This window comes from Chryseobacterium sp. DT-167 (assembly GCF_058310155.1).
The window spans coordinates 381,094-403,791 of sequence record NZ_JBZEEQ010000002.1 but is presented as its reverse complement, the minus strand read 5'-3'; the positions used below and the strand labels follow the sequence as shown (position 1 = coordinate 403,791).

The 22,698-nt window shown below is 34.2% G+C and carries 27 protein-coding genes; 16 read left to right on the top strand and 11 right to left on the bottom strand.

Features of this window, described 5'->3' with window-relative positions; all coding sequences use genetic code 11:
- The first annotated feature begins 93 nt into the window (after nt 1-93).
- Together AC4FQ5_RS04450 and ribH are read left to right on the top strand one after the other, a co-directional pair.
- Nucleotides 94-801: a YfgM family protein gene (locus AC4FQ5_RS04450; protein ID WP_491141288.1), complete on the top strand. Its 708-nt coding sequence runs from the start codon at nt 94-96 to the stop codon at nt 799-801.
- A 3-nt stretch (nt 802-804) separates the two neighbouring features.
- Nucleotides 805-1,320 (top strand): 6,7-dimethyl-8-ribityllumazine synthase, encoded by a 516-nt coding sequence (gene ribH, locus AC4FQ5_RS04445; protein ID WP_491141287.1) that lies wholly within the window; start codon nt 805-807, stop codon nt 1,318-1,320.
- A 33-nt stretch (nt 1,321-1,353) separates the two neighbouring features.
- Here ribH and AC4FQ5_RS04440 read toward each other — a convergent pair whose 3' ends face one another.
- From AC4FQ5_RS04440 to AC4FQ5_RS04430, 3 genes are read right to left on the bottom strand one after another with little or no spacing between them, the layout of a single operon-like run.
- Nucleotides 1,354-2,514 (bottom strand): glutathionylspermidine synthase family protein, encoded by a 1,161-nt coding sequence (locus tag AC4FQ5_RS04440; protein ID WP_491141286.1) that lies wholly within the window; start codon nt 2,512-2,514, stop codon nt 1,354-1,356.
- 3 nt (nt 2,515-2,517) lie between these two features.
- Entirely contained in the window at nt 2,518-2,850 is a 333-nt protein-coding gene (locus AC4FQ5_RS04435) for a hypothetical protein (protein WP_491141285.1), read from the bottom strand.
- Nucleotides 2,850-3,197 (bottom strand): hypothetical protein, encoded by a 348-nt coding sequence (locus AC4FQ5_RS04430; RefSeq protein ID WP_491141284.1) that lies wholly within the window; start codon nt 3,195-3,197, stop codon nt 2,850-2,852. The genes AC4FQ5_RS04435 and AC4FQ5_RS04430 overlap by 1 nt, the downstream gene beginning before the upstream one ends.
- 45 nt (nt 3,198-3,242) lie before the next feature.
- Here AC4FQ5_RS04430 and ypfJ point away from each other — a divergent pair, with 45 nt between their 5' ends.
- On the top strand, nt 3,243-4,094 hold the full coding sequence (gene ypfJ, locus AC4FQ5_RS04425; protein WP_491141283.1) for a KPN_02809 family neutral zinc metallopeptidase: 852 nt from the start codon (nt 3,243-3,245) through the stop codon (nt 4,092-4,094).
- 39 nt (nt 4,095-4,133) lie between these two features.
- Here the strand turns inward: ypfJ and AC4FQ5_RS04420 are convergent, their stop codons facing one another.
- Nucleotides 4,134-4,958 carry a GLPGLI family protein gene (locus AC4FQ5_RS04420; RefSeq protein WP_491141282.1) on the bottom strand — a complete coding sequence of 275 codons (825 nt, stop codon included), beginning with the start codon at nt 4,956-4,958 and terminating at the stop codon, nt 4,134-4,136.
- A gap of 145 nt (nt 4,959-5,103) precedes the next feature.
- Between AC4FQ5_RS04420 and AC4FQ5_RS04415 the strand changes: the two genes are divergently transcribed.
- From AC4FQ5_RS04415 to AC4FQ5_RS04395, 5 genes are all read left to right on the top strand, one after another.
- Nucleotides 5,104-5,433, top strand: coding sequence for a HesB/IscA family protein (locus AC4FQ5_RS04415; RefSeq protein ID WP_491141281.1), 330 nt, complete (start codon nt 5,104-5,106; stop codon nt 5,431-5,433).
- A gap of 66 nt (nt 5,434-5,499) precedes the next feature.
- Nucleotides 5,500-6,948 carry a Fe-S cluster assembly protein SufB gene (gene sufB, locus AC4FQ5_RS04410; RefSeq protein WP_491141280.1) on the top strand — a complete coding sequence of 483 codons (1,449 nt, stop codon included), beginning with the start codon at nt 5,500-5,502 and terminating at the stop codon, nt 6,946-6,948.
- 271 nt (nt 6,949-7,219) lie between these two features.
- Nucleotides 7,220-7,963, top strand: a complete 744-nt coding sequence (sufC, locus tag AC4FQ5_RS04405; protein ID WP_491141279.1) for a Fe-S cluster assembly ATPase SufC — start codon at nt 7,220-7,222, stop codon at nt 7,961-7,963.
- 100 nt (nt 7,964-8,063) lie between these two features.
- A complete protein-coding gene (sufD, locus tag AC4FQ5_RS04400) occupies nt 8,064-9,371 on the top strand; it encodes a Fe-S cluster assembly protein SufD (protein ID WP_491141278.1) in 1,308 nt (435 codons plus the stop codon).
- A gap of 279 nt (nt 9,372-9,650) precedes the next feature.
- Nucleotides 9,651-12,176 carry a DUF5686 family protein gene (locus AC4FQ5_RS04395; RefSeq protein WP_491141277.1) on the top strand — a complete coding sequence of 842 codons (2,526 nt, stop codon included), beginning with the start codon at nt 9,651-9,653 and terminating at the stop codon, nt 12,174-12,176.
- Between the two features lie 283 nt (nt 12,177-12,459).
- Here AC4FQ5_RS04395 and rpmA read toward each other — a convergent pair whose 3' ends face one another.
- Both rpmA and rplU read right to left on the bottom strand, forming a co-directional pair.
- Nucleotides 12,460-12,717 (bottom strand): 50S ribosomal protein L27, encoded by a 258-nt coding sequence (gene rpmA, locus AC4FQ5_RS04390; RefSeq protein WP_034677604.1) that lies wholly within the window; start codon nt 12,715-12,717, stop codon nt 12,460-12,462.
- A gap of 28 nt (nt 12,718-12,745) precedes the next feature.
- Nucleotides 12,746-13,123 (bottom strand): 50S ribosomal protein L21, encoded by a 378-nt coding sequence (rplU, locus tag AC4FQ5_RS04385; protein WP_047443471.1) that lies wholly within the window; start codon nt 13,121-13,123, stop codon nt 12,746-12,748.
- Between the two features lie 162 nt (nt 13,124-13,285).
- Between rplU and AC4FQ5_RS04380 the strand changes: the two genes are divergently transcribed.
- Nucleotides 13,286-13,828: a hypothetical protein gene (locus tag AC4FQ5_RS04380; RefSeq protein WP_491141276.1), complete on the top strand. Its 543-nt coding sequence runs from the start codon at nt 13,286-13,288 to the stop codon at nt 13,826-13,828.
- A 1-nt stretch (nt 13,829) separates the two neighbouring features.
- Nucleotides 13,830-14,918 carry an acyltransferase family protein gene (locus AC4FQ5_RS04375; RefSeq protein ID WP_491141275.1) on the top strand — a complete coding sequence of 363 codons (1,089 nt, stop codon included), beginning with the start codon at nt 13,830-13,832 and terminating at the stop codon, nt 14,916-14,918.
- Nucleotides 14,919-14,951: 33 nt separating this feature from the next.
- On the opposite strand, the gene AC4FQ5_RS04370 is transcribed toward AC4FQ5_RS04375, so the two are convergent.
- From AC4FQ5_RS04370 to AC4FQ5_RS04350, 5 genes are all read right to left on the bottom strand, one after another.
- Nucleotides 14,952-15,185, bottom strand: a complete 234-nt coding sequence (locus tag AC4FQ5_RS04370) for a hypothetical protein (protein WP_491141274.1) — start codon at nt 15,183-15,185, stop codon at nt 14,952-14,954.
- Nucleotides 15,186-15,430: 245 nt separating this feature from the next.
- The gene (locus AC4FQ5_RS04365; RefSeq protein WP_491141273.1) at nt 15,431-15,841 is read right to left on the bottom strand and encodes a hypothetical protein; all 411 of its coding nucleotides are present in this window, start codon (nt 15,839-15,841) and stop codon (nt 15,431-15,433) included.
- Nucleotides 15,841-16,380, bottom strand: coding sequence for a TlpA family protein disulfide reductase (locus AC4FQ5_RS04360; protein ID WP_491141272.1), 540 nt, complete (start codon nt 16,378-16,380; stop codon nt 15,841-15,843). Before AC4FQ5_RS04360 ends, AC4FQ5_RS04365 begins: the two co-directional genes overlap by 1 nt.
- A 78-nt stretch (nt 16,381-16,458) precedes the next feature.
- The gene (locus AC4FQ5_RS04355; RefSeq protein ID WP_491141271.1) at nt 16,459-17,019 is read right to left on the bottom strand and encodes a TlpA family protein disulfide reductase; all 561 of its coding nucleotides are present in this window, start codon (nt 17,017-17,019) and stop codon (nt 16,459-16,461) included.
- Nucleotides 17,020-17,039: 20 nt separating this feature from the next.
- Nucleotides 17,040-17,495, bottom strand: a complete 456-nt coding sequence (locus tag AC4FQ5_RS04350) for a hypothetical protein (protein WP_491141270.1) — start codon at nt 17,493-17,495, stop codon at nt 17,040-17,042.
- 216 nt (nt 17,496-17,711) lie between these two features.
- On the opposite strand from AC4FQ5_RS04350, the gene AC4FQ5_RS04345 reads away from it, so the two are divergent.
- From AC4FQ5_RS04345 to AC4FQ5_RS04320, 6 genes are all read left to right on the top strand, one after another.
- The gene (locus AC4FQ5_RS04345; protein ID WP_491141269.1) at nt 17,712-18,095 is read left to right on the top strand and encodes a helix-turn-helix domain-containing protein; all 384 of its coding nucleotides are present in this window, start codon (nt 17,712-17,714) and stop codon (nt 18,093-18,095) included.
- Nucleotides 18,096-18,100: 5 nt separating this feature from the next.
- Complete coding sequence (locus tag AC4FQ5_RS04340) at nt 18,101-18,682, top strand: MiaE family protein (protein WP_491141268.1); 582 nt, start codon at nt 18,101-18,103, stop codon at nt 18,680-18,682.
- A 9-nt stretch (nt 18,683-18,691) separates the two neighbouring features.
- Nucleotides 18,692-19,309, top strand: coding sequence for a DUF502 domain-containing protein (locus tag AC4FQ5_RS04335; RefSeq protein ID WP_491141267.1), 618 nt, complete (start codon nt 18,692-18,694; stop codon nt 19,307-19,309).
- Between the two features lie 76 nt (nt 19,310-19,385).
- Nucleotides 19,386-20,384 (top strand): DsbA family protein, encoded by a 999-nt coding sequence (locus AC4FQ5_RS04330; protein WP_491141266.1) that lies wholly within the window; start codon nt 19,386-19,388, stop codon nt 20,382-20,384.
- A gap of 1 nt (nt 20,385) precedes the next feature.
- Nucleotides 20,386-21,471, top strand: coding sequence for an FAD-dependent oxidoreductase (locus AC4FQ5_RS04325; RefSeq protein ID WP_491141265.1), 1,086 nt, complete (start codon nt 20,386-20,388; stop codon nt 21,469-21,471).
- Nucleotide 21,472: 1 nt separating this feature from the next.
- A complete protein-coding gene (locus AC4FQ5_RS04320) occupies nt 21,473-22,630 on the top strand; it encodes a pyridoxal phosphate-dependent aminotransferase (RefSeq protein WP_491141264.1) in 1,158 nt (385 codons plus the stop codon).
- Nucleotides 22,631-22,698: the final 68 nt, after the last annotated feature.

Below are 22,698 nucleotides of genomic sequence, written 5' to 3'. Positions count from 1 at the left end.
TAAAGAAATTACAATTCATTTAATAATACCTGCAAAGTATTTTGTAAATCACTCAGAAACAATTAAATTTGCAGTTCAATTTTTTAAGAATTTATGGCAAAATTGGGAAAGAATGCTCCAAATGAGCAAGAAGGTAAAGAAACAGTGGAATTTTTTAAAGATCTTGACAGAGAGGCTTTAAATACAGAGAGATTCCTTGAAAAATATCAGAAACCGCTAAGCATCGCTTTTGGAGTTTTAGTTTTGGGAGTTTTAGGCTTTTTCGGATACCAGCAATTTGTGGTAGCCCCAAAGAATGCTGAAGCTGTAAAAACATATTTAGCCGCACAAAAAAACCTTACAGAGGGCAAAGATAAAGAAGCTTTAGGCGGAAAATCTGCTGCCAATCCGGGTTATTTGGGAACGTACAACGAATATTCTTCAACTAAAATTGGTAAACTTTCTGCTTACAATGCAGGTTTATTGAAATTTAAAGAAGGAAAATTCCAGGAAGCTTATGATCTTTTAGATAAATTTTCTTCTGACAACAAGACATTGATGGCAATGAAATACGGTGCAATGGCAGATGCAAAATCTGGGCTTAACAAAAATGATGAGGCTTTATCACTTTTAGACAAAGCAGCTTCAGCTTCAGATGATCCTTACACTTCTTATTTCTTCACAAGAAAGGCAGGAATTGTAGCTTTAGGAATGAAGAAAAATGCAGAAGCTAAAAAATACTTCGCAACTATTGACGAAAAATATCAGGACTACGATAACGGAATGTCTGATTCTTATATTGAAATGACTAAATATTACTAAAACATGGCAACAGTTAATCTTTCAGATTACAAGCCACTTCATATTACCAATGCCGATGATTTTTCTATCGGCATTGTTTTTTCTGAGTGGAATGACTTTGTAACTTATAATCTACGTGATGCAGCTTTAGAAATTCTTGAAAAAGAAGGGGTAAAGTCTGAAAACATCAAATTATTTTCCGTTCCGGGAGCTTTTGAATTGAATTATGCAAGTATGCAGCTTTGCAAAGAGCGTAAGTATGATGCTGTAATCGCTATCGGATGTGTGATAAGAGGCGAAACTCCACATTTCGATTTTGTTTGTGATGCTGTCGCACAGGGAATAAAAGATTGTAATATTCTAACCGATACTCCAACTATTTTCTGTGTTTTGACAGACGATACCAAAGAGCAGTCTATCGCAAGAAGCGGCGGTGATCTTGGGAATAAAGGTGTAGAAGCAGCAGTTACTGCCTTAAGCATGATCAATTTTAAAAGAAATCTTTCCGACAAAAAAGGAAATATCGGTTTTGGAAAATAGAATTAATATTCTCTAAAATAACAAAGGAGCTTTTTACAGCTCCTTTTCTTTTATGTATATTTTGTTTTCGTCGATTAGATGAGGAATAAACCTGCTCTGATTATTGGTAATCAAATGAACGCTTTCTCTGATGCCGATTCCCGCAGATTCCTGACCAATCACCCAACTTCCGATAACAGGATAATTGCCATCAAAATCCGGAAGATCAAATAACTGTTGGTAAATAAAACCTTCTTTTCCGTAATCGCCATCATTTTCTTCTATCGCAACATTATTTTTAAATAAACTCACGTTGGCTCCTTCCCTTGAATAAATGGGCTTTTTAACGTAGTCCTTCAAATGCTTGGGTTCAAAATAACATTCTAATAGATACGGGTGATTAGGGAATATTTCCCAGAGAATCGGCAAAATAGCTTTTGAGGAAAGCAAAATTTTCCAGGCGGGCTCCATCCATTGAGACCGGAAATTATTTTTAATTAATTTTTCGCCAAAGCCATCTTCCAAAATCCATTCGTAAGGGTATAATTTAAAAATATACTCCATGATGGTTCTGTCTCCGGCAATGAATTCTTCAATATCTTCCGCCCATCCGATATCCTGAATGGGGATAAACTCTGTTTCGAAACCCGCCTGTGTAGCACAGTCGCGCAAATATTCAACATTGGTTACATCTTCAATATTCGTTAATGATGCAAAATAAATATAATGCGGATTCATATAGTTTTTAAGATACGTCCAATAATCAACCAGTTTTTCATGAATAGAATTGAACTGATCTTTGTAGGGAAACATTTCCTGTAACCAATACCATTGAATCACAGAAGCTTCATATAGAGAAGTCGGCGTATCTGCATTGAATTCGAGTAATTTTAAATTTTCACCGTCAAAACCAAAATCAAATCTCCCATAGATTGACGGATGGTCTTCTTCCCAGCTTGTAATAATATAATCTCTAAACCATTCAGGAATATTAAATTTGTCCCAAAGATTTTTTTCAATAATATAATCTACAGCCTGAAGACACATTTGCCACAGTTCGGCAGTTGCATTTTCAATTATATCAATTTCACCTGTCGAAAACTCATAATAATGACTCTCGTCCCAATAAAGTCCTTCCAGAGAATGATAGCCAAAACCTAAATTTTCAAGTTTATGTTCCCAGTTTTTCCGGAATTGTGAGGGTATTCTTTTCATAATTTATGATGATGCTGTGAAACCACTCTTGCCCAATCCTCCCCTTATTACATTTCCTTTGTAAGAACTTCTGCCAATATTTGATTTTGCGCTGATTGCGTCACTGTAATATCCTGCTCTTTGATAAGCCCCATTGCTGTAAGCACCGTAAGGACGGAATGCATGATACAATAACAAACCACTTATAAAACCGTGTGATCTTGAGTATGAAGCTGTAGTATCTGATCTCATGTATACTTTTTTTTCGTTGCCCCACTCATTTTTGGGCTTTTCCTGAGAACAGGCAGCAAGAATTCCTGTGACGAAAAGCAATTTTACAGAACTTGATTTTCTCATTACTGAACGGTTATATAAAATTCGTAATCTTTTTTCACTCTGGCATTTTGTTCATTGCCAGATTCATCTTCTACAATCTGCAAGGTATCTCCCAAACTTGGAATAGTATCTTTTTTCACAATTTCTTTAAAAAGCTTGTTGTTTTTCCATATTTTATATTTTGTTACCAAAACATCTGCTGTATCAATATGCTGCACAGAAAGTTCTGTTTCAATAGCAGCTTTTTTATCAACATTTTCTACTTCGTCTTCCTTATTATCACTGTCATTGCAGGATATAACACTCATAAAACCTAAGAATAAAAGAGCAATCTGAATTTTTCTCACTTTAGTTATAATTTTTGACAAAAATATTATTTAATATTTTAAATTTACACATAAAAATAACAAACAATGAAATGGACAGACGACAGAAGCGGTAACGTAGATGACAGAAGAGGTTCCGGTGGTGGCGGAGCCATCGTAGGTGGAGGTTTAGGAACAATCATCATTGCAGCCATAGTATTCTTTCTTGGCGGAGATCCTTCGGCAATACTTTCTTCGGGAGGAGGCTCTGCACCTCAAACAGAGAAAAGACAGTTAACTCCGGATGAATTAAAAATCAGAGAATTTGTACAGATGGTGACTGCAGAAAATGAGCAGACCTGGACCAAAATTTTCGCAGAAAACGGTATGCAATACCAACCTGCAAAAGTTGTTTTGTTTGAAACAGCAACAGACTCCGGTTGTGGAATCGCACAGTCTGCAATGGGACCATTTTATTGTCCGGCTGACCAATCGGTTTATATGGATATGACTTTCTTCAATGAACTTCAGTCAAAATTCGGAGCAAAAGTTACCGAATTTACGATTGCATATGTAATGGCACACGAAATGGGACATCACGTACAGAACCTTTTAGGAACTTTGGATAAAACAGATCAACTGAGAAGAAGCGGAAGATATTCTGAAGAAGAAATGAACAAAGTATCTGTAGCTACTGAACTTCAGGCTGATTTCTATGCCGGACTTTGGTCAAGATATTCCAACGAAAGAGAAAAATTTCTTGAGCCCGGTGATTTAGAATCTGCAGTCGAAGCAGCAGAAGCTGTAGGAGATGATAACATTCAGAAAAGATCACAAGGATATGTGAATCAGGAAAATTTTACACACGGTTCATCAGCACAACGTAAAGAATGGTTTATGAAAGGGTACAACTCCGGAGACATCAAACAGGGAGATACTTTTAATCAACTTTTAAGATAATAAAAAGCCCTGAAGAAGAATCTTCAGGGCTTTTTATTTTTATTTCAGCTCAATAGGATTGCTGTTCTTTTTTACTTCCTCTTTTACTCTTTCTTCCATTCGCTTTCTCATATCTGCGGGATTTTGATTTCCGCCACCACGATTTCCCATTCTTATTCCGCCACCGCTTTGATTCATAAATGACATCGGATCAGTTTTAAATTTTTCCTGCTGCTTAATGTAATCAGTTCTTTTTACTTTGATTATATTACCAAATGTTGTCATTTCGGGAAAATCAGCAATTTTATAATTTTTCATTAAATCAAAAGAGTAGTCTCCATCAGCATCTTCCGCTTTTACAACCAAACCCGGAAGTCCGCTGAATTTATACGGTCCATCCTGATAAGGCAAATCTGTTGTGAACCATGCTGTCCATTTTCTGCCGCCAAAATCTGTTTCTGCTTTCTGAACTTTATATTCACCAATCTTGGTAGTTTCCGGTAAAATTTTCCACTCTAAAGGTCTGTCTTCTTCGTATGAATACTGATCTCTTCCTAAACGATCTTTATAAAGTGTCTTTTGGCTTTTCTTATCTTTTTCGATTGAATAATTAATATTTGATCTCAGACTTTCCATTTGATCTCTGTTAAATCCTCTCGCTCCACCACTTTGAAAATTGGCCCGCATCACAGAATCTCTTTTAATTCTGTTTTCCGAATAAAACATCGATTTTTCTGCTGAAATATCTAAATAAGCATTCTCTGTCTTCACATCTGCTTTATTGGAGGCATCAGGTTTCATTGTTACCTGATAAACAAATCTGTTGGTTTGTGCGAAAGTAACCTGCACAAAAAGTACAACAGCTAAAATGCCTAGTTTTTTCATTTTTATATTGATTTATAGTTTTGATTTTAATTATACCTCAAAGTTAAAGCATCGATGATAAAAATTGATAAAATAAAAACGACGATTTTTATATACTGATTATTGTTCGTATTTTTGCACCATTAAATCATTCTAAATAAATACAATGATAAAAGTTTCAGATCATGCTAAGGAAAAAGCCATTCAACTGATGACAGAAGATGGTTTTAATCCGGCAGAAGATTATATAAGAGTTGGGGTAAAGAGCGGAGGTTGTTCTGGTTTAGAATATGTTTTGGGGTTTGACAACAAAAAAACAGAAACAGATCAGGTTTTCGAAGACAATGATATTAAAATTGTTGTAGAAAAAAAATCCATTCTTTATTTAGCCGGTACCATCCTGGAATACTCAGGTGGATTGAATGGAAAAGGATTTGTTTTTAACAATCCTAATGCAGCCAGAACGTGTGGTTGTGGTGAGAGTTTTTCTTTGTAATTAGACATTGGAAGTATTGATTTAGAGCACTCTAAATCTTAAATCTAATTTCTAAAATCTAATAAAATGAGTAAATATACTGAAGACGACCTACGCGTCGATTTAGAAAATAAAAAATACGAATTCGGCTGGGAAACGATACTCGATTACGAAGATTTCCCAACTGGTTTAAACGAAGACATCGTCCGTGCTATTTCTGCTAAAAAAGAAGAACCGGAATGGATGACAAAATGGCGTTTGGAATCTTTCAAAATCTGGTTGAAAATGACGGAGCCTGAATGGGCGAATATCAAGTACACGAAACCAGATTTTCAGGCAATAAAATATTACGCTGCCCCAAAAGCAAAACCGGAATTGGAAAGTCTGGATGAAGTTGACCCTGAATTACTGGCAACTTTTGCGAAATTGGGAATCAATATCGAAGAACAGAAAAGACTTTCAGGAGTGGCCGTAGATATCGTAATAGATTCTGTTTCTGTGAAAACTACGTTTCAGGATACATTGGCTGAAAAAGGAATTATTTTCTGCTCAATTTCTGAGGCAATTAAAAATCATCCGGATTTAGTAAGAAAATATCTTGGGAAAGTAGTTCCCAGAGGCGATAATTTTTACGCAGCATTGAATTCCGCAGTGTTTTCTGACGGAAGTTTCTGCTATATTCCAAAAGGGGTAAGATGCCCAATGGAACTTTCTACATATTTCCGTATCAATCAGGCAGGAACAGGTCAGTTTGAAAGAACGCTGGTCATCGCTGATGAAGGGAGCTATGTTTCTTATTTGGAAGGATGTACCGCTCCGTCAAGAGACGAAAATCAGCTTCACGCTGCAGTTGTAGAATTGATTGCTTTAGATAACGCCGAAATTAAATATTCAACAGTTCAGAACTGGTATCCGGGAAATGAAGAAGGTAAGGGTGGTGTTTTCAACTTTGTAACCAAAAGAGGACTTTGCGAAACCAAAGCAAAAATATCATGGACTCAGGTGGAAACAGGTTCTGCCATAACCTGGAAATATCCTTCTTGTATTTTGAAAGGTGACGGTTCTATCGGTGAGTTCTACTCTATTGCTGTAACCAACAATCATCAGTATGCCGATACCGGTACAAAGATGATTCACATCGGTAAGAATACGAAATCAACAATCATTTCTAAAGGAATTTCCGCAGGAAAATCTCAAAACTCATACAGAGGATTGGTAAAAGTAATGCCTTCTGCAAAAGGAGCCAGAAACTTCTCGCAATGTGACTCATTATTGATGGGTAACGAATGTGGAGCGCATACTTTCCCATATATTGAAATTAAAGATCCAACGGCTCAGTTAGAGCACGAAGCTACCACTTCAAAAATCGGTGAAGATCAGATTTTCTACTGTAACCAAAGAGGTATTGATACGGAAAGAGCAATTGCTTTGATCGTCAATGGTTTCAGTAAAGAAGTTTTAAATAAATTACCAATGGAATTTGCTATTGAAGCTCAGAAATTACTGGAAATTTCATTAGAAGGTTCTGTAGGATAGAATATAAAATTAAGATTCTGTTTAAATTTTAATTTTACAAACTAATATATTAACAGTCTCTTTGTCATTCCGGAGGAATCTAAACATAGAATTTCAATGCTGCTGAGATTCCTGCGGAATGACAAAGACTATTTGAAAATCTACAAATTATTAGAATAATTTTTAACTAGATTGACAATAAAATTAAACTAGGAATTTATTAGTTCCAAATATTAATAAAATAATAAAACAAAAGCATTAAGTATCACTTAATGATCGATAAATAAAGTTTATGTTAAACATTAAAAACTTACACGCCAGAATTGAAGATGGCGCACAAATATTAAAAGGTATCAATCTTGAAATCAATCCGGGCGAAGTTCATGCGATCATGGGACCCAACGGAGCCGGAAAATCTACTCTTTCTTCTGTGATTGCAGGAAAAGAAGATTACGAAGTAACGGAAGGAGAAATCCTTTTTCAAGGTGAAAACATTATTGAAGACGCTCCTGAAGAAAGAGCTCACAAAGGAATTTTCCTTTCATTTCAATATCCGGTAGAAATTCCGGGAGTTTCTGTGACGAACTTCATTAAAGCTGCTTTAAACGAAAACAGAAAAGCAAACGGATTTGAAGATATGCCTGCAAAAGAAATGCTGGCAATGATTCGTGAGAAATCTGAGAAACTGGGAATTAAAAAAGATTTCCTTTCAAGATCATTGAACGAAGGATTTTCGGGAGGGGAGAAGAAAAGAAACGAGATTTTCCAGATGATGATGCTGAATCCTAAATTGGCGATACTTGACGAAACTGATTCCGGATTGGATATTGATGCATTGAGAATCGTTGCAGATGGTGTAAACCAATTCAAAAACGAAGGAAATGCAGTTCTTTTGATTACGCATTATCAGAGATTGCTGAATTATATTGAGCCTGATTATGTACACGTTTTAGCGAACGGAAAAATCATTAAAACAGGTGATAAATCTTTAGCTTTAGAATTGGAAAGCAAAGGTTACGACTGGCTTTTGAATTAATTTATAATCAAAAGCATTTAAAAATTAAAAAATTAAAACGCAATCTTTGTCATTCAGTAGGATCTAGATTTCCTATCAACGGCAAAAAAACGTTCAAATAATGAGTTTAAACGAACAAATTTTAACGAACCACACCGAGTTTCTCAATACACTTCGCCACCGTTTTTTGGATGAAAACAGGATTGGAGCTTTAGCAAAATTTGCTGAATCAGGTTTCCCTACCAAAAAAGACGAAGAATATAAATATACCAACCTCAAAGAAATTACGGAGAAAGATTATAATTTTTTCCCGAAAGAAAGTCATAATATCACCAAAGAACAGCTTGATGAGCTTCATTTGGGTGAAGAAAATTTTGACTGGATTGTTTTTGTAAACGGTCAGCTTCACAAAGAGCTTTCAAACATCTCTATCGAAAATGCTGAATTTTTGTCTTTCAATTACGCTTTGAATGATGAGAATCACAAAGATGTTTTCGATAAATATTTTAATACAATTGCTTCAAAAGATTTAGCGTTTACTAACCTAAATCAGGCATACTGCAAATACGGCTTTTTCCTTAAAGTGCCAAAAAATGTGATCATCGAAAAGCCGATTCATGTTTTTTATCTTTCTCAAAATCAGGAAGAAAATACTTTCTACAACACGAGAAATTTATTAATCGTAGAAGAAGGAGCAAAGGTAGAAATCATTGAAAGTCATCATAATTTTGATGAAAGCTTTGTATTTACCAATTCGGTAACTGAAATTTTTACATATCAGAATGCAAAAGCAGACTGGCACAAAATTCAGAATGACAGCGATACTTCTTATCTGGTAGATCATACGTTTGCAAAACAGGAAAGAGACAGCTTAACAACGGTGAATACGTTTACATTCGGAGGGAAAATTATCAGAAACAATCTTGATTTTATTCATAACGGAGAAAATATCAACTCTTTCATGAACGGAATCACGATTATCGGGAAAGATCAGTTGGTAGATCACCACACGGCGGTTCACCACAATACTCCAAACTGTCAGAGTTATCAGAATTACAAAGGTATTTACAAGGATAAATCTCACGGAGTTTTTAATGGGAAAGTATTTGTAAACAAGATCGCTCAGAAAACCAACGCTTATCAGCAAAATAACAACGTATTATTAAGTGAAGGAGCAACAATCGACACGAAGCCTCAGTTGGAAATTTTCGCAGATGATGTGAAGTGTTCTCACGGTTGTACTGTCGGTCAGTTGAATAAAGATGCTTTGTTCTATTTAAGAGCAAGAGGAATCTCTAAAAAAGAAGCACAGGCATTATTGCTTTACGCTTTTGCCAATGACGCAATGCAGAATATTGATATTGAACCATTAAAAGTAAAAATTGAGCAACTTTTAGCCGAAAAACTTGAAGTTACAATGGAATTTTAATTTATCATACGAAAGATGCAAAATAGTGCGAACTCATTAAGCAGATTTACAATTTTAATAAGTTCGACCATAGTATTATAAGAAACAGAAGACTTACAGAAATGTAAGTCTTTTTAGTTCAGATATTATCAGTTATTAATCTAAAGCTTGTTTCCTGCACAATATTCATAGGCTTATTTTCGTTACATTTGCACTTTAGCAAAAGCTTTAAGAAAACATTTTAATTTTAATAATAAACAGCACAGTTTTTGTTTAGATAATCGCTTGAAGATACTAATGATGTCAACCAATCAATTTAAATATAGTTTCCTTTATATTTCTCTTTTTATAACAAGTTTTTTTTATGCTCAAAACACAGCAAACGGAAGAATTGTAGATGCCAAAACCAACAGAGAAATCAGTGCTGTTGATATTTTTATCAATGACAGCAATACTCCAGTTCTTACGACAACATCTGGAAGCTTCAATGTAAAGTCAGACAGTATTATCTATAAGCTCAAATTTCAGAAAAAAAACTATGCTTTAGAAAGTGTAGAAATTGCTCCGGATAAAAACAGCAATCTCATCGTTAAATTATCTTCCGAAAAAGTGAGCAGTATCGAAGAGGTTGTGATTCACAACGAAAAAACCAAATTTAAAAACAAAAAGGAAAATCCGGCGTACAGAATCATGCAGGAAGTCTGGAAACGCAAGAGAAACAACGGTCTCGATAAATTTGATACTTATACTTACAAAGAATATGAAAAAATTCAGTTTGACGCCAATAATCTCGACAGCGCATTCATGAATCGGAAGATCTTCAACAAATTAGATTTTATATTTGATTATGCCGATTCTACTGCAAGAGGAAAAATGGCACTTCCTATATTCTTAAATGAATCTATTTATACAAATTTCGGAGAAAATAAGCCCGGTAAGAAAACAAAAAAACTTCTTATTGCTCAGAAAACATCTGGTTTTCAGGATAATCAGGTGATTTCGATTACGGCAAAAAATCTTTACCGCGACATCAATATTTATGACAATACTTTAAACTATTTCGATATTGGATTTCCGAGTCCTGTTGGAACAGATGGTTTCAGCACGTATGATTATAATTTGGTTGACACCATTTCAGTTCGTGGAGAAGACGCATATAAAATACGCTATCAACCGAGGAGGACCGAGGTTTTGGCTTTTCAGGGGTATCTGTATATTGACACAGATTCTTACGCAGTTTTAGGGGCAACTTTAAAATCTACAAATAAAATCAACGTCAATTTCATCAATTCCATTTCAACTGAACTGGAATATGATAATCCTGATGATGCAACTTTTTTACCCAAAAAATTCGTTACAGAAATTGAAATGACCCCTTTTTCAAAAAAGAAGACAGCAAAAGGTATTGTTGCCAAGCGAACTGTTGATTACTCTGAATATGATTTTAACAAACCGCTGGACGACTCTGTTTTCACAAGAAAAGAGGAAGAATATGATGCCAAATTTGTAGATAAAGATGATGCATACTGGGTAAAAGCAAGACCCGATTCTCTTTCAAAATCTGAACAGGGAGTTTATGAGATGCTTGACAAGCTTCAGCAGACACCGAAATTCAACCGTATTGTAAAACTGTACGAAACTCTTGCATCACAACATTACAACATTACAAAAGGCATTGATATTGGTCCTATTTTCTCAGTTTATGGGAAAAATGACGTGGAAGGCGACAGAATCAGATTGGGAGCAAGAACGTATTTTGGGCAAAATGATCCATGGAGAATTCAGTTCTATAACGCTTATGGTTTTAAAGATCATCAATTCAAATATGGTGTTGAAGGACGGTATATGTTCAACAGAGTCAATCGTTTTATGATTGGTGCAGGAACAAAGAGAGACATTACCCAGCTTGGAGTACAATTAACGACAGAAGACGGCATTATGTCTCGTTCATTTGCCTCCTCAACTGTTTTTGCGAGAGGCGAAAACGCTTCTTTAAGCTCGGTCAACCAAACCAGTATTTTCACTTCCATTGAGCCGTGGAAAAACTTTCAGGTAAGAGTAGACGGAACGATGCAGAGTATTAAATCTGCCAATCCATCAGGTTTTAGCTTAATGTATTACAGAAATGGTGAGTTGAGAAAAACCACTAACGATTCTCACGTTACGATCAGTTTGATTGCAAGACCGGGAGCGAAATTTTCCCAAACCGGAGTTGACCGATACGAACACGGAACATTAGCACCGACTATTGTTCTGAAATATACGAGAGGTATTGAAGGTTTATTTAATGCTGATTTTAATTATAACAAGCTGCAGTTTATGTTTTATAAACCCATTCTTTTGGGAAGCTGGGGGAAAACATTACTGAATTTTGAAGCAGGGAAAAACTTTGATACAGTTCCTTTGGCATTACAGAATGTTATTCCCGGAAATCAGTCGTATGGATTGGTTGCGAATACTTTTGCACAGCTGAACTATTACGAATTTGTTGCAGACACTTATTCAACTCTTCATATTGAGCATCATTTTAACGGTAAAATACTTTCATTTATTCCTTTAATTAAGAAACTGAAGCTGAGAGAGGTTGCATTCATCAGAGGTGCTTACGGATCTTTAAGTGATGCTTCAAAAAACATCAATGTTGAAAATTTAAAATATTCTGCACCCAGTGAGCAGGTTTATTACGAATATGGTTTTGGTATTGAAAATATCGGTTTCGGAAACATCAGAATTTTCCGTGTAGACTTCAACTGGAGAGGAAATTATCTTGACCGGCCGGATGTTTCTAAGTTTGGAATCAAGGCTGGTTTTCAATTTAATTTTTAATAGATTAAAATTATTAACTATTTTACCTATAGCCTGATTTAAAATTTCACTGAGAAGTTTATAAATTTATAGAATAATGTTGGTCATTCCTTAGGAATCTCAGCCTCAACTCTAGGAAATATAATAATTTAGATTCCTACAGAATGACAAAGACTATGTTAATTTATTCGAATAATACTTCCGTTTTCTTAATAAAAATGAACTACAAAAATAATTGATTAAATATCACAAAAAATCCTCAACATAAATGCTGAGGATTTTATTTTTATAAAACGCTTTTTAATTATGCGTTTGGTTCAATAGATACGTAAGATCTGTTGTTTGCTTTCTTTCTGAAAACTACTTTACCGTCAACAAGTGCGTGCAAAGTGTGATCTTTACCCATACCCACATTTTCACCTGGGTGATGTTGAGTACCTCTTTGTCTGATAATGATGTTACCAGCAATAGCGTCTTGTCCACCGAAAATCTTCACACCTAATCTTTTAGAATGAGATTCTCTACCGTTTTTGGAACTACCAACTCCTTTCTTGTGTGCCATTTTATTTTAAGGTTTTTTGGTTTAACAATTATTCTGCGCTTTCAGCGTCAGCTTTTTTAGTTGTTTTTTTAGCAGGCTTCTCTGCTTTTTTTCCTTCAAATCCTGTAATACCAGTAATTTTGATTTGAGTTAAAGATTGTCTGTGACCGTTCTTTACTTCGTAACCTTTTCTTCTTTTCTTTTTGAAGACGATTACTTTATCAGCTTTTACATGGTCAAGGATCTCTGCCTCTACAGTGATACCGCTTACAGCTGGGGCGCCTACAGTGATTGCTCCGTTTACAGTAAGAAGAATTTTATCGAAAGATACTTTTCCTCCTTTATCTCCTTTCAAACGGTTCACAAACAACTTCTGGTCTTGCTCAACTTTATATTGAAGCCCTGCTATTTCTACAATTGCAAACATTGTCTATAAATTTTTAGTTAATTCGAGGTGCAAATGTACTGATTATATTTCAATTAAGAAATACTATTTATAAATTTTACAACATTTTAAAAAAACAAAGTTTGCCTCGCTATTATAGAAAATATTATTGTTAATAAATTGTACTTTTGAAAAAAAATACCCTTGAGATACTTATTACTTTTTATCAGTCTTATTTCTATGACTTCATGCACCGTATACGGAGTAACTAATGATTATAAAAAACTCTCTGATGCAGAAAAAACCCAGATTGTACCTCTGAAAGATTTTTCCAGTATTGATAAAACCCGGATTTATAAAATTAACGGGCAACAGCTGAAAAACGAACTTGCAAAACATCCTAAATCCTTAGTTTATATCTTCACGAATGGCTGCACTTCACAGTATTGTCTTCCGATGTCAAATTACGAAAGATTTGCAAAAGAAAATAACTATAAGCTTTTTCTTGTAATGGAAGGTTATGCAAAGCTTGATAAGACAACCGAGCAACGTTCAGAAGTTTTCCAAGAGCCTTTATATTCAATTGACAATGATTCTTATAACTCTTGGTACTCTGTAAGATATCATAGGCTTTTTACAAACGAACTGCGGGGAATTGAGAAAAAAGCAAAACCGGAATGGGAAGGAAATTTATATTTCTTCAACTACGACAAATTAGAAAAAATTACACGAGAATTGCCTCAATAATATGAACAGAGATCTATATATTGATTTTGCGAAAGGTTTAGCCACACTTTCCATTATATTTATTCATACTGCATTTTGGTCGGGGCAGTTTTATATTATTCCTGAAATCCGTGTGTTTTCATTGGTTTTTGATGTTGCTCTCTTTTATGCTTTGAGCGGTATCACCTCCGGATCAAATATTGAAAAAACGTTTTACAGGTTGCTGAAACTGCAGATCACTTATATGATTTTTGTAACGCTTCTTTTCTTTTTAGATTATTTCTTCAAAATTTTCGGGCTTACTTTTTTCTCGCTCGAATGGCTGCAAAGCTTCTACTCTACTTTCGGATCAAAATATGCTGCGACAAGTATCTCAACAATACCGCAATGGCAGAATTTGGGCAATTGGTATCTTCATGAATATTCTAATGCAGATACTTTTCCTGTTGTGATGGGAAGTTTCTGGTATCTGAAAGTTTATTTTATTCTAACCGTTTTTGGAGTTTTAATTTTAAGATTTTTCCCTAAACACGTCAATTGGTTTATAGGAATTTGCATTACTTTAACTTTGCTATTTAATATTTTCCCGCAAATTTATCCAAGCGGACAGGTCGGATATGTTGCTTTCTACATGACGGTTTTCCTTATCGGAAACAGAATGCGTGGCAAAACAATTCCGAAAAAAGTGATCCCCGTTCTTTATGGGTTGGTTGCCGCAGCTTTGATATGGATGTTTTGGTATTTTGGAAATGAAATATTTTTTAAGATCAATAAACAAAAATTTCCGCCACAGACACCTTACATTATCTGGACCTTGTTTTCGCTGACAACACTATTCGTTTTTTACAACCGGTTAAAAATCACAAAAGAAAGTTTCGTCACCCATATCGGGAAAAATGCTATTTTCTTTTATTTCGGGCAGGGAATAAGCTCGTCACTTGTCTATTTTATCGTTGTTCCGATGAAAGAACTGATGCCTTGGTGGGTTTTGATGGTAATAATCTACATCATTAATGTGATTTTAGCTTTCATAATCGCTTCCGGTTTAAAGAAAATCGATGCTTTCGGCTGGAATGTTTTAGAATTTCTACGTAAAAAAACCGCTCAGTAGTTCACTGAGCGGCAATATTTTAACTTATTTTCCTTAATCTCTTGTTCCTCGTCCTCCGCCTCGCACAAGCAGTGCAATAACGACGATCAGAACGACACCTCCGATGATAAGATATGTAGGATTCATATACCATTCTTCGGTCGTTGTGGTTTGGGTGGTAGTACTTACAGGTACGGTGTCTTGTGCAAATGCTGTAATACTTAGAAATAAAGCAAGTATTGAAAATGCAAATTTTTGTAGTTTTTTTGTAATTAATGTAGCATCCATGATTTAAGATTTTAATGTTGGTTTACATTTATCCAACTCTGTGCCACAGATTATTTTGGATGAAGATAATTTGAAATGAAATTATTGAGCATTATCAATTATAATCATTATTTAAACATTTCTTTGTCATTCCATAGGAATCTCAACGCATAATTTGAATGCAAAAGATTCCTCCGGAATGACAAACTCAATGTTTTATTTTGATAAATAAAAACCGCCTTACTCTTGTAAAACGGTTCTATTTTTTAACGATTTATTGTCATCAAAGTTTCCTCCGAAACTTTATATTCACCTTTTTGATAAGTATCTTTACTTGAAAGTAAAACTTCATAAGTATATATACCTTTCGGCAAGTTGTATGTGCACTCTTTTTCGTCTTTTTGAATGACAAATTCCTTTTTTACTTCTTCATCTTCTATTTTCCCGTTGAGCTTTATGGTAATTTTCTCGTCCATCTTGTTTTTGAAACAGAAACTGTCAACGGTTTTGGCATTAGGATCAACAGGCTTTGTTCCGTTTCCCTTTAAAGCCATATAACCTTGTACTAAAATATTACCGATTGCTAAACCTTTGTCTAAACCGGACATTGTGGTTTGAGATTTAAAAGTAGAGGAAAACAAGACAATGAAGAATAAATACTTTAATTTCACCTTCATTATTTAAGAGAATTCAGTTTATTTGTAAGCTCCTCATAGTCCGTAGTACCTGTAAGTTTATAAACAACTTTTTTGTTTTTAATAATGTAGGTAATGGGAACGACTTCGCTTTTAAATAATGAATTTAATTTCCTGTTTTCTAAAAAGTTTCTAATAGATTTTCTGTAATAAGAGTTTTCCAAAGTTATATCATTATCGATATGATGCTTATCAATTGCTTCTTTAAGCTCTTTTTCATCTCTGTCAATTGATAAGGTAGCAAACTTTATCTGCGGATATTTTTTTTTAGCTTTAGCAAAAAGCGGCATTTCTTCCAAACATGGTTTACACCAACTTGCCCATAAATTTAATACTGTAATACTATTGCTTTCTAAATAATCCTTTGAAAAATTACTGTTTTCAATATCAAATTTACTGTTTCTCTCTATATTATCCGATTGTTTACCTATCTTAAAATTTCCAAACTGAAATCCTACATTATAGAAAATAAAAATTGAGATGAAAATTATAGAAATAATTATTAGAACTCTTTTTTTCATAATTTATGTTTATTTATAAAATACAGACCAGATAAAGGGTTTGTGATTTTAAATTGAAGAAAATAGAATAATTAAAGCTTAATTATTTTTTATTTCCGAGCTTAGAAATTCAGAAATGTTATCATAATCAATTAAACCATTATATTCTTTTATTACTTTTTGATTTCGGATAATTAAAGTTCTTGGAACATCAAGAGAATTAATGCTGATAAAACCGGAATTTGAATTTTTATCATAAAAAAAGTTTTCCAACAACTTCTTGTATTCCAGATTCTCAACTGTAATGTCTCCCCACTCGAACTTTTTTGTAGCATTGAATTTTTTAAGCTTCTCAATGTCTTTAATATTATCAATAGAAAATGAAATAAAATTAATTTTGTTGTCTTTATATTGTTCCTTCAATTTATTTAAAGTAGGAATTTCTTCCAAACAAGGTTTGCACCAGGTTGCCCAAATATTTACAACTATTATTTCATTATTTTTATTATAATATTTTTTATAGAATGGCGAGTTTTCAATTTTCACATTTTTGTTACCAATTGTAATCGTGGTATTATCAATTATTTTTGATTTAAAAAATAATATCACTAAACTAAGAATGAAGAAAAATAGTAAAAGGTATAAGATTTTATTTTTCATTGATTATGTTTTTTTATAATTTATTCATTAACCTGAATTGGCAGGGCATAATATTTAATTCCTTCCACTTCTATAATTTCATATTTGATCATTGGGTTCGCTATGTAATTTACACCTTCATAATCCCAGATCCCGCTTTTTAGTATTTTCATATTCTCAAGTTCTTTAGAATCTTTTACATTTAGAGCGTTGATCATTTCTTGTTCCTCTACATATAAATAATCCAATTTTTCGGGATTACTTGGTTGTTGATTTCTACCCAACCACATCATTGGTAAGCCATCAACAGTAACAAGGCAACCTACTATATCTGTTTCTACTGATGCAATTCCAATACTTACTGAAACTGTGAATTTTTTACAGTATTTAACTTTAACCACTGTAGGTTTTTTTCTCTCATCTTGAGAATTTTGAGCAAAAGCAAAAGTTCCAAATAAAATTGTAATGACACATACAAATTTAAATAAATTTTTCATAATTTTTTAATTGTTAAATGTTTTTTGATTAATTTTTTTTACACATTTATGTTTTCGCGAGAACATTTTACAAAAATAGAGTAGTACTTTGCTTTTTCAACAATCAAAACTGACAAAAGATTCATCAGTTTTTAACAATTTTTAGCCATTTTTGAAAATCGTAGTTTTGATGAGTTTAATAAATTTTAAATACCTTTGTTAAAACATATCACCAAGATGAAAATAGGTCAAAAACTAAAAGCAATGAAAATAGAAAAAGGCTTTTCAACTGAAGAAGTCGCCGATAAAATAGGTATTTCTGTATCTACTTATAGACGATTAGAAAATGATAAAGGCTTTCCAGATGTATTTACTTTAGATAAGATTGCAAAAATGTATGATAAAAATTTAACAGATTTACTTCCTGAAGGAATGACGATCATCAATAATAATAATGGTGAACATCATGATAACGTTGGTTATATTTTCAATCAACAATCTGAAAAGCTATTAGAACAATATGAAATAAGATTGAAAGAAAAAGAAGAATTTTACACGACAATATTAAAAGAAAAAGACGAACAAATTGCTTTATTAAAAAGTCTTTTAGATAAAAAATAAAAATCATGTTTAAGTTGAAACTTCCTACCGATCCAAGGTGGGCAAATATTGCAGAGGATAACATTCAGGAAATTTTAACCGATCATGCCTGGTGCGAGCAAAAAGCAGCTACTAATGCGATCGGATTGATCACTATGCTTCCGGAACGTCCGGACATCGTGACGGAACTTTTGGCAATTGCTCAGGAAGAGCTTGAACACTTCGGTCAGGTACTTGAAATTATCAAAAAACGTGGTTATACTTTTGGGCGTACAAGAAAAGACGACTACGTCAACGAATTGGTGAATTTTATTCAAAAAGGCGGACACAGAGATACTTTGATTGTTGACAAAATGCTTTTTGCTGCAATGATTGAAGCAAGAAGTTGTGAACGATTTAAAGTTTTAACAGAAAACATCAAAGACGAAGAATTAAAAACATTCTATAAAGAGCTGATGATTTCCGAAGCCAATCATTATACAACATTCATCGGCTTTGCAAGACAACTTGGTGATCCGGAAAAAGTAAACAAACGATGGGAAGAATGGCTGGAATACGAAGCCAAAATCATCAAATCTTACGGAAACAAAGAAACGATCCACGGATAAAAAATAACATTGAAAAAACTTACATTTGAAAATCTGACCAATTTTTTCCTGAAAAACTTCTTTCAGGGGCTTTTGATTATTGGTCCCATAGGATTGACAATATTTGTAATTTGGTATATTATATCTTCTATCGACAACATCATCCCCTCTGTAGCAAAGGAAATTCCGGGGCTGGTTTTTGTCTCCACACTTTTGGTAACAGCAATACTGGGCTATCTCGGCAACAAATTCGTCGTTGGAAGATTTTTTGTAGATGCCATTGACCGTATTTTAGAAAGAACCCCCGGAATAAAACATATTTACTCTCCCACAAAAGATGTAATGTCTTCATTTGTAGGCGATAAGAAAAAATTCAACGATCCTGTCTGGGTAAAAACCAACGAAAATCCGGAAATCTGGAGAATAGGATTTCTGACTCAAAAAGAAATGGCGGATGTAGACAAACACAATTTTGTGGCAGTCTATCTTCCCCATTCTTACGCAATTTCGGGCTGGGTAATCATCACCGAAGAAAAAAACATCAAACCTGTAATAGGAATGACTGCCGCTACTGCAATGAAATTTGCGGTAAGTGGCGGTGTAGCAGGCTTTCATTCTGACGAAAACATATTCAAAGCTCCGGAATAAAGATTTCATAATAACTCAATGTTGATGTCTCATCAATGCATTTTTAATATTATGTTAAATCAAAATTCCCGACACGATGGATATTACTTTAATGACAATACTGTCTTTTCTTCTTAATTTTTTAAATTCTAATCATTTTAATAATATGAACAACAATCCTCTTCTCAATTGTGACTACGAAAAAGGTGTGTGTGAAATTCTGGAAACACCCGCAAACGAATCTTCTGCTGCTGAATTTGAAGCATTGAAATCTGATAAAATCAGAATTATTTATTACACAGATCCTATCTGCTCATCATGTTGGGGAATTGAAGCTCAGCTTAGAAAATTTAAATTAGAATATGGCTCAACTGTAGATATTGAATATCGAATGGGCGGACTTTTACCTTCCTGGGAAATTTATAACTCAGGCGGAATCAGCAAACCAAGCGATGTTGCAGGACACTGGGAAGAAGTAAGCCCACACTACAAAATGCCTATTGATGGCGGAGTTTGGCTTGAAGATCCTTTAAACTCATCATATCCTCCGTCAATTGCTTTCAAAGCTGCACAAATGCAGGATGAAAAAAAAGCAATTGTATTTTTAAGAATCATCCGCGAAATGGTTTTTCTTGATAAATTAAATATCACCAAAACTGAACATCTTGAAAAAGCCGCAGCAATGGCAAAATTAGATGTTCTACAATGGAAAGAAGATTATGAATCTAAAGCGCAGATTGAGTTTAAAAAAGACCTCGATCTGGGAAGACAATTGGGTGTAAGAGGATTTCCAACATTGATTTTTGTGAAAGATGATGAAATGCTCGATATTCTTTATGGCTTTAAACCTTACGAAGAATTTGAGAGAAGAGTAAAAAAGATCGATCCGAAAGCTAAGAAAAATGAATATTCTGCAGAATGGCAAAAATTGTTTGCAGTTTATCCAACACTTACCACACAGGAATTTGCGGTGCTATCTAATATTTCTTTCGAAAAATCACAGGAGTTTTTATTAAATCTCAGCACAGAAAATAAACTGGAGCGTAAGAAAATCAAAAATGGTGATCTTTGGATATTCAATTCAAATTCTAACTAAAATGAGTAAAGTTGCAATTGTAGGAGCCGGAGTTTCAGGATTGAGCATGGCCAATTATTTAGAAAAAAATAATATCGATTACCATCTTTACGAAAGACGTACAAAAGATGATCTGAAAGGTCACGGATTTATCCTTCCAAAAGAAGGAATTGAATATCTGTCAGAAATCATTGATATTAATGATCTTTACACCAAAGGGAGTTTCCTGAAAAAATATATTCATTACTGTCATAATGGAAATGTTATTTCTGAAAAAGACCTCGATAATGTTTTTGTGATTTCAAGAAGTACTTTGATCGAAGTGTTAAGCCAAAATATTCCGGCAGATAAAATTTCTTACAGAAATACACTTAATCTTACAGGTTTTTCTGATGGAAAAGCCGAATTGGAATTTGAAGATAGCGCAAAATTAAAGGCTGATATCGTGATCGCTTCCGACGGTTCACGAAGCAGAATCAGAAGAGCAATTTTTCAGGATGAAGTGATGAAAGCGGTAAGAGAAAATGAAGTGGTCAACATCATCGAAAACGAAGAAATTGCCAGCCAGATTGAAGGTAACTTTCATAAATTTCACCACGAAGACGGCGGATTGACTTTCGGTGTTTTAAAATTGTCTCCAACCAAGATTCTATGGTATTGCCAGTTTGATATCACCCGTTATTTCATTAATGAAGATTACACGGCAGATTGCATCAAGCAATTTATGTTGGATAATTTCGGAGACTGGACTCCTTTGGTTTCTTCGATTGTGAAAGAATCCAGCTACGAAAATGCACACATCTGGAGAGTGTATGAATTGGAAAAACTAAATCCTTTTTATTACGAAAACATTGCATTTTTAGGTGACGCCGCACACCCTCTGATTCCTTTTACAAGTCAGGGTGTTACTTCAGCGTTGAAAGATTCTTATATTTTGACAAAACTTTTATTGGAAAATAAAGACTTGCAGGAAACGTTTGAAAAATACGAACAGGAAAGAAAACCGGAGATAGAAATACATATCAAAAACGGAAGAATATTGCTTGAGCAATTTCTATTGCCTGTAAACGAACAACCAAAAGACACATTACCAATCTCTTACAAATAATATGTTTAATAATACTGATATAAATTTTGAGGCTCTCAAAAAAAAGGCCTACAACGGAAGATGGGCAACTTTAGAAGACGGAATTATTCCTCTTACTGCTGCTGATCCGGATTTCAGAATGTCTACCGAGATCGAGCAAGGCATTATTGAATATATTAAAGATGGATACCTGAGCTACGGACCGTTCTCCGGTCTGCCTGAATTTAAAAAAAGCGTTGCAGAACATTTCAACTCAGGAAAAAAAGGAAATTTTGTTCCCGATAATGTATTGGCTGTCAACAGTGCAGCGATGGGAATGTTTATGGTTGCCAAATATGTTTTAAATCCCGGCGATGAAGCCATCATCTTTGATCCTGTTGATTTTTTATTTAAAAAAACGGTTGATGCAGTTGGCGGAGTTTTGAAATTATGTCCGGTTGATTCTCAAACAGGAGATATTGATTTTGAGATGTTGGTCTCACTAATCGGTCCGAAAACGAAACTGATCAGCATTTGCAATCCTCACAATCCGGTTGGAAGGGTTTACTCAAAAGAAATTTTGAAGAAAATATCTGAAATTGCCGCCGCTCATGATCTTTGGGTAATGAGTGATGAGATTTGGAGCGATATTGTTTACGATAAAAGAGAATTTAACACATATTCATCCGTTTCTGAAGAAGCTAAAAAGAAGAGTTTCACCGTATTCGGATTTTCAAAATCATTTGGAATTGCAGGATTAAGAATCGGAGCCGTTTTATGCAACGACCAGGAATTACTGGACGATTTTACCGAAAAATCTCACTTCAACTCTACCATCGAGGGTGTTTCTACTTTGTCACAAATCGCAGGAAGTGTTGCAATTGACAGAGCAAAACCTTGGTTTAATGAGTTTCTTACGCATTTGCAGCACAACAGAGATTTAGCTCACAGCATCTTGAGCAATTCAGGAATTTTAACTCCGAATCTTCCGGAAGCTACCTTCGTCATTTTCCCTAAAATTGAAAACGGAATGTCGAGCGACCAATTTGCTCAACACGTTTTACAGCAGGGAAAAGTTGCCATTGTTCCCGGTTCCGAACGCTGGTTTGGAAAAGGAGCAGAAGGTCATATCAGAATATGTTTTTCTACTTCGAGAGAAATTCTGGAAGAGGGTTTAAATAGGATTATTAAAAGTTTTTAGGATTAAATTTAAAGAGGCTGCAAAATTAAGATTTTGCAGCCTCTTTTTTATGATGATATTGTTGATAG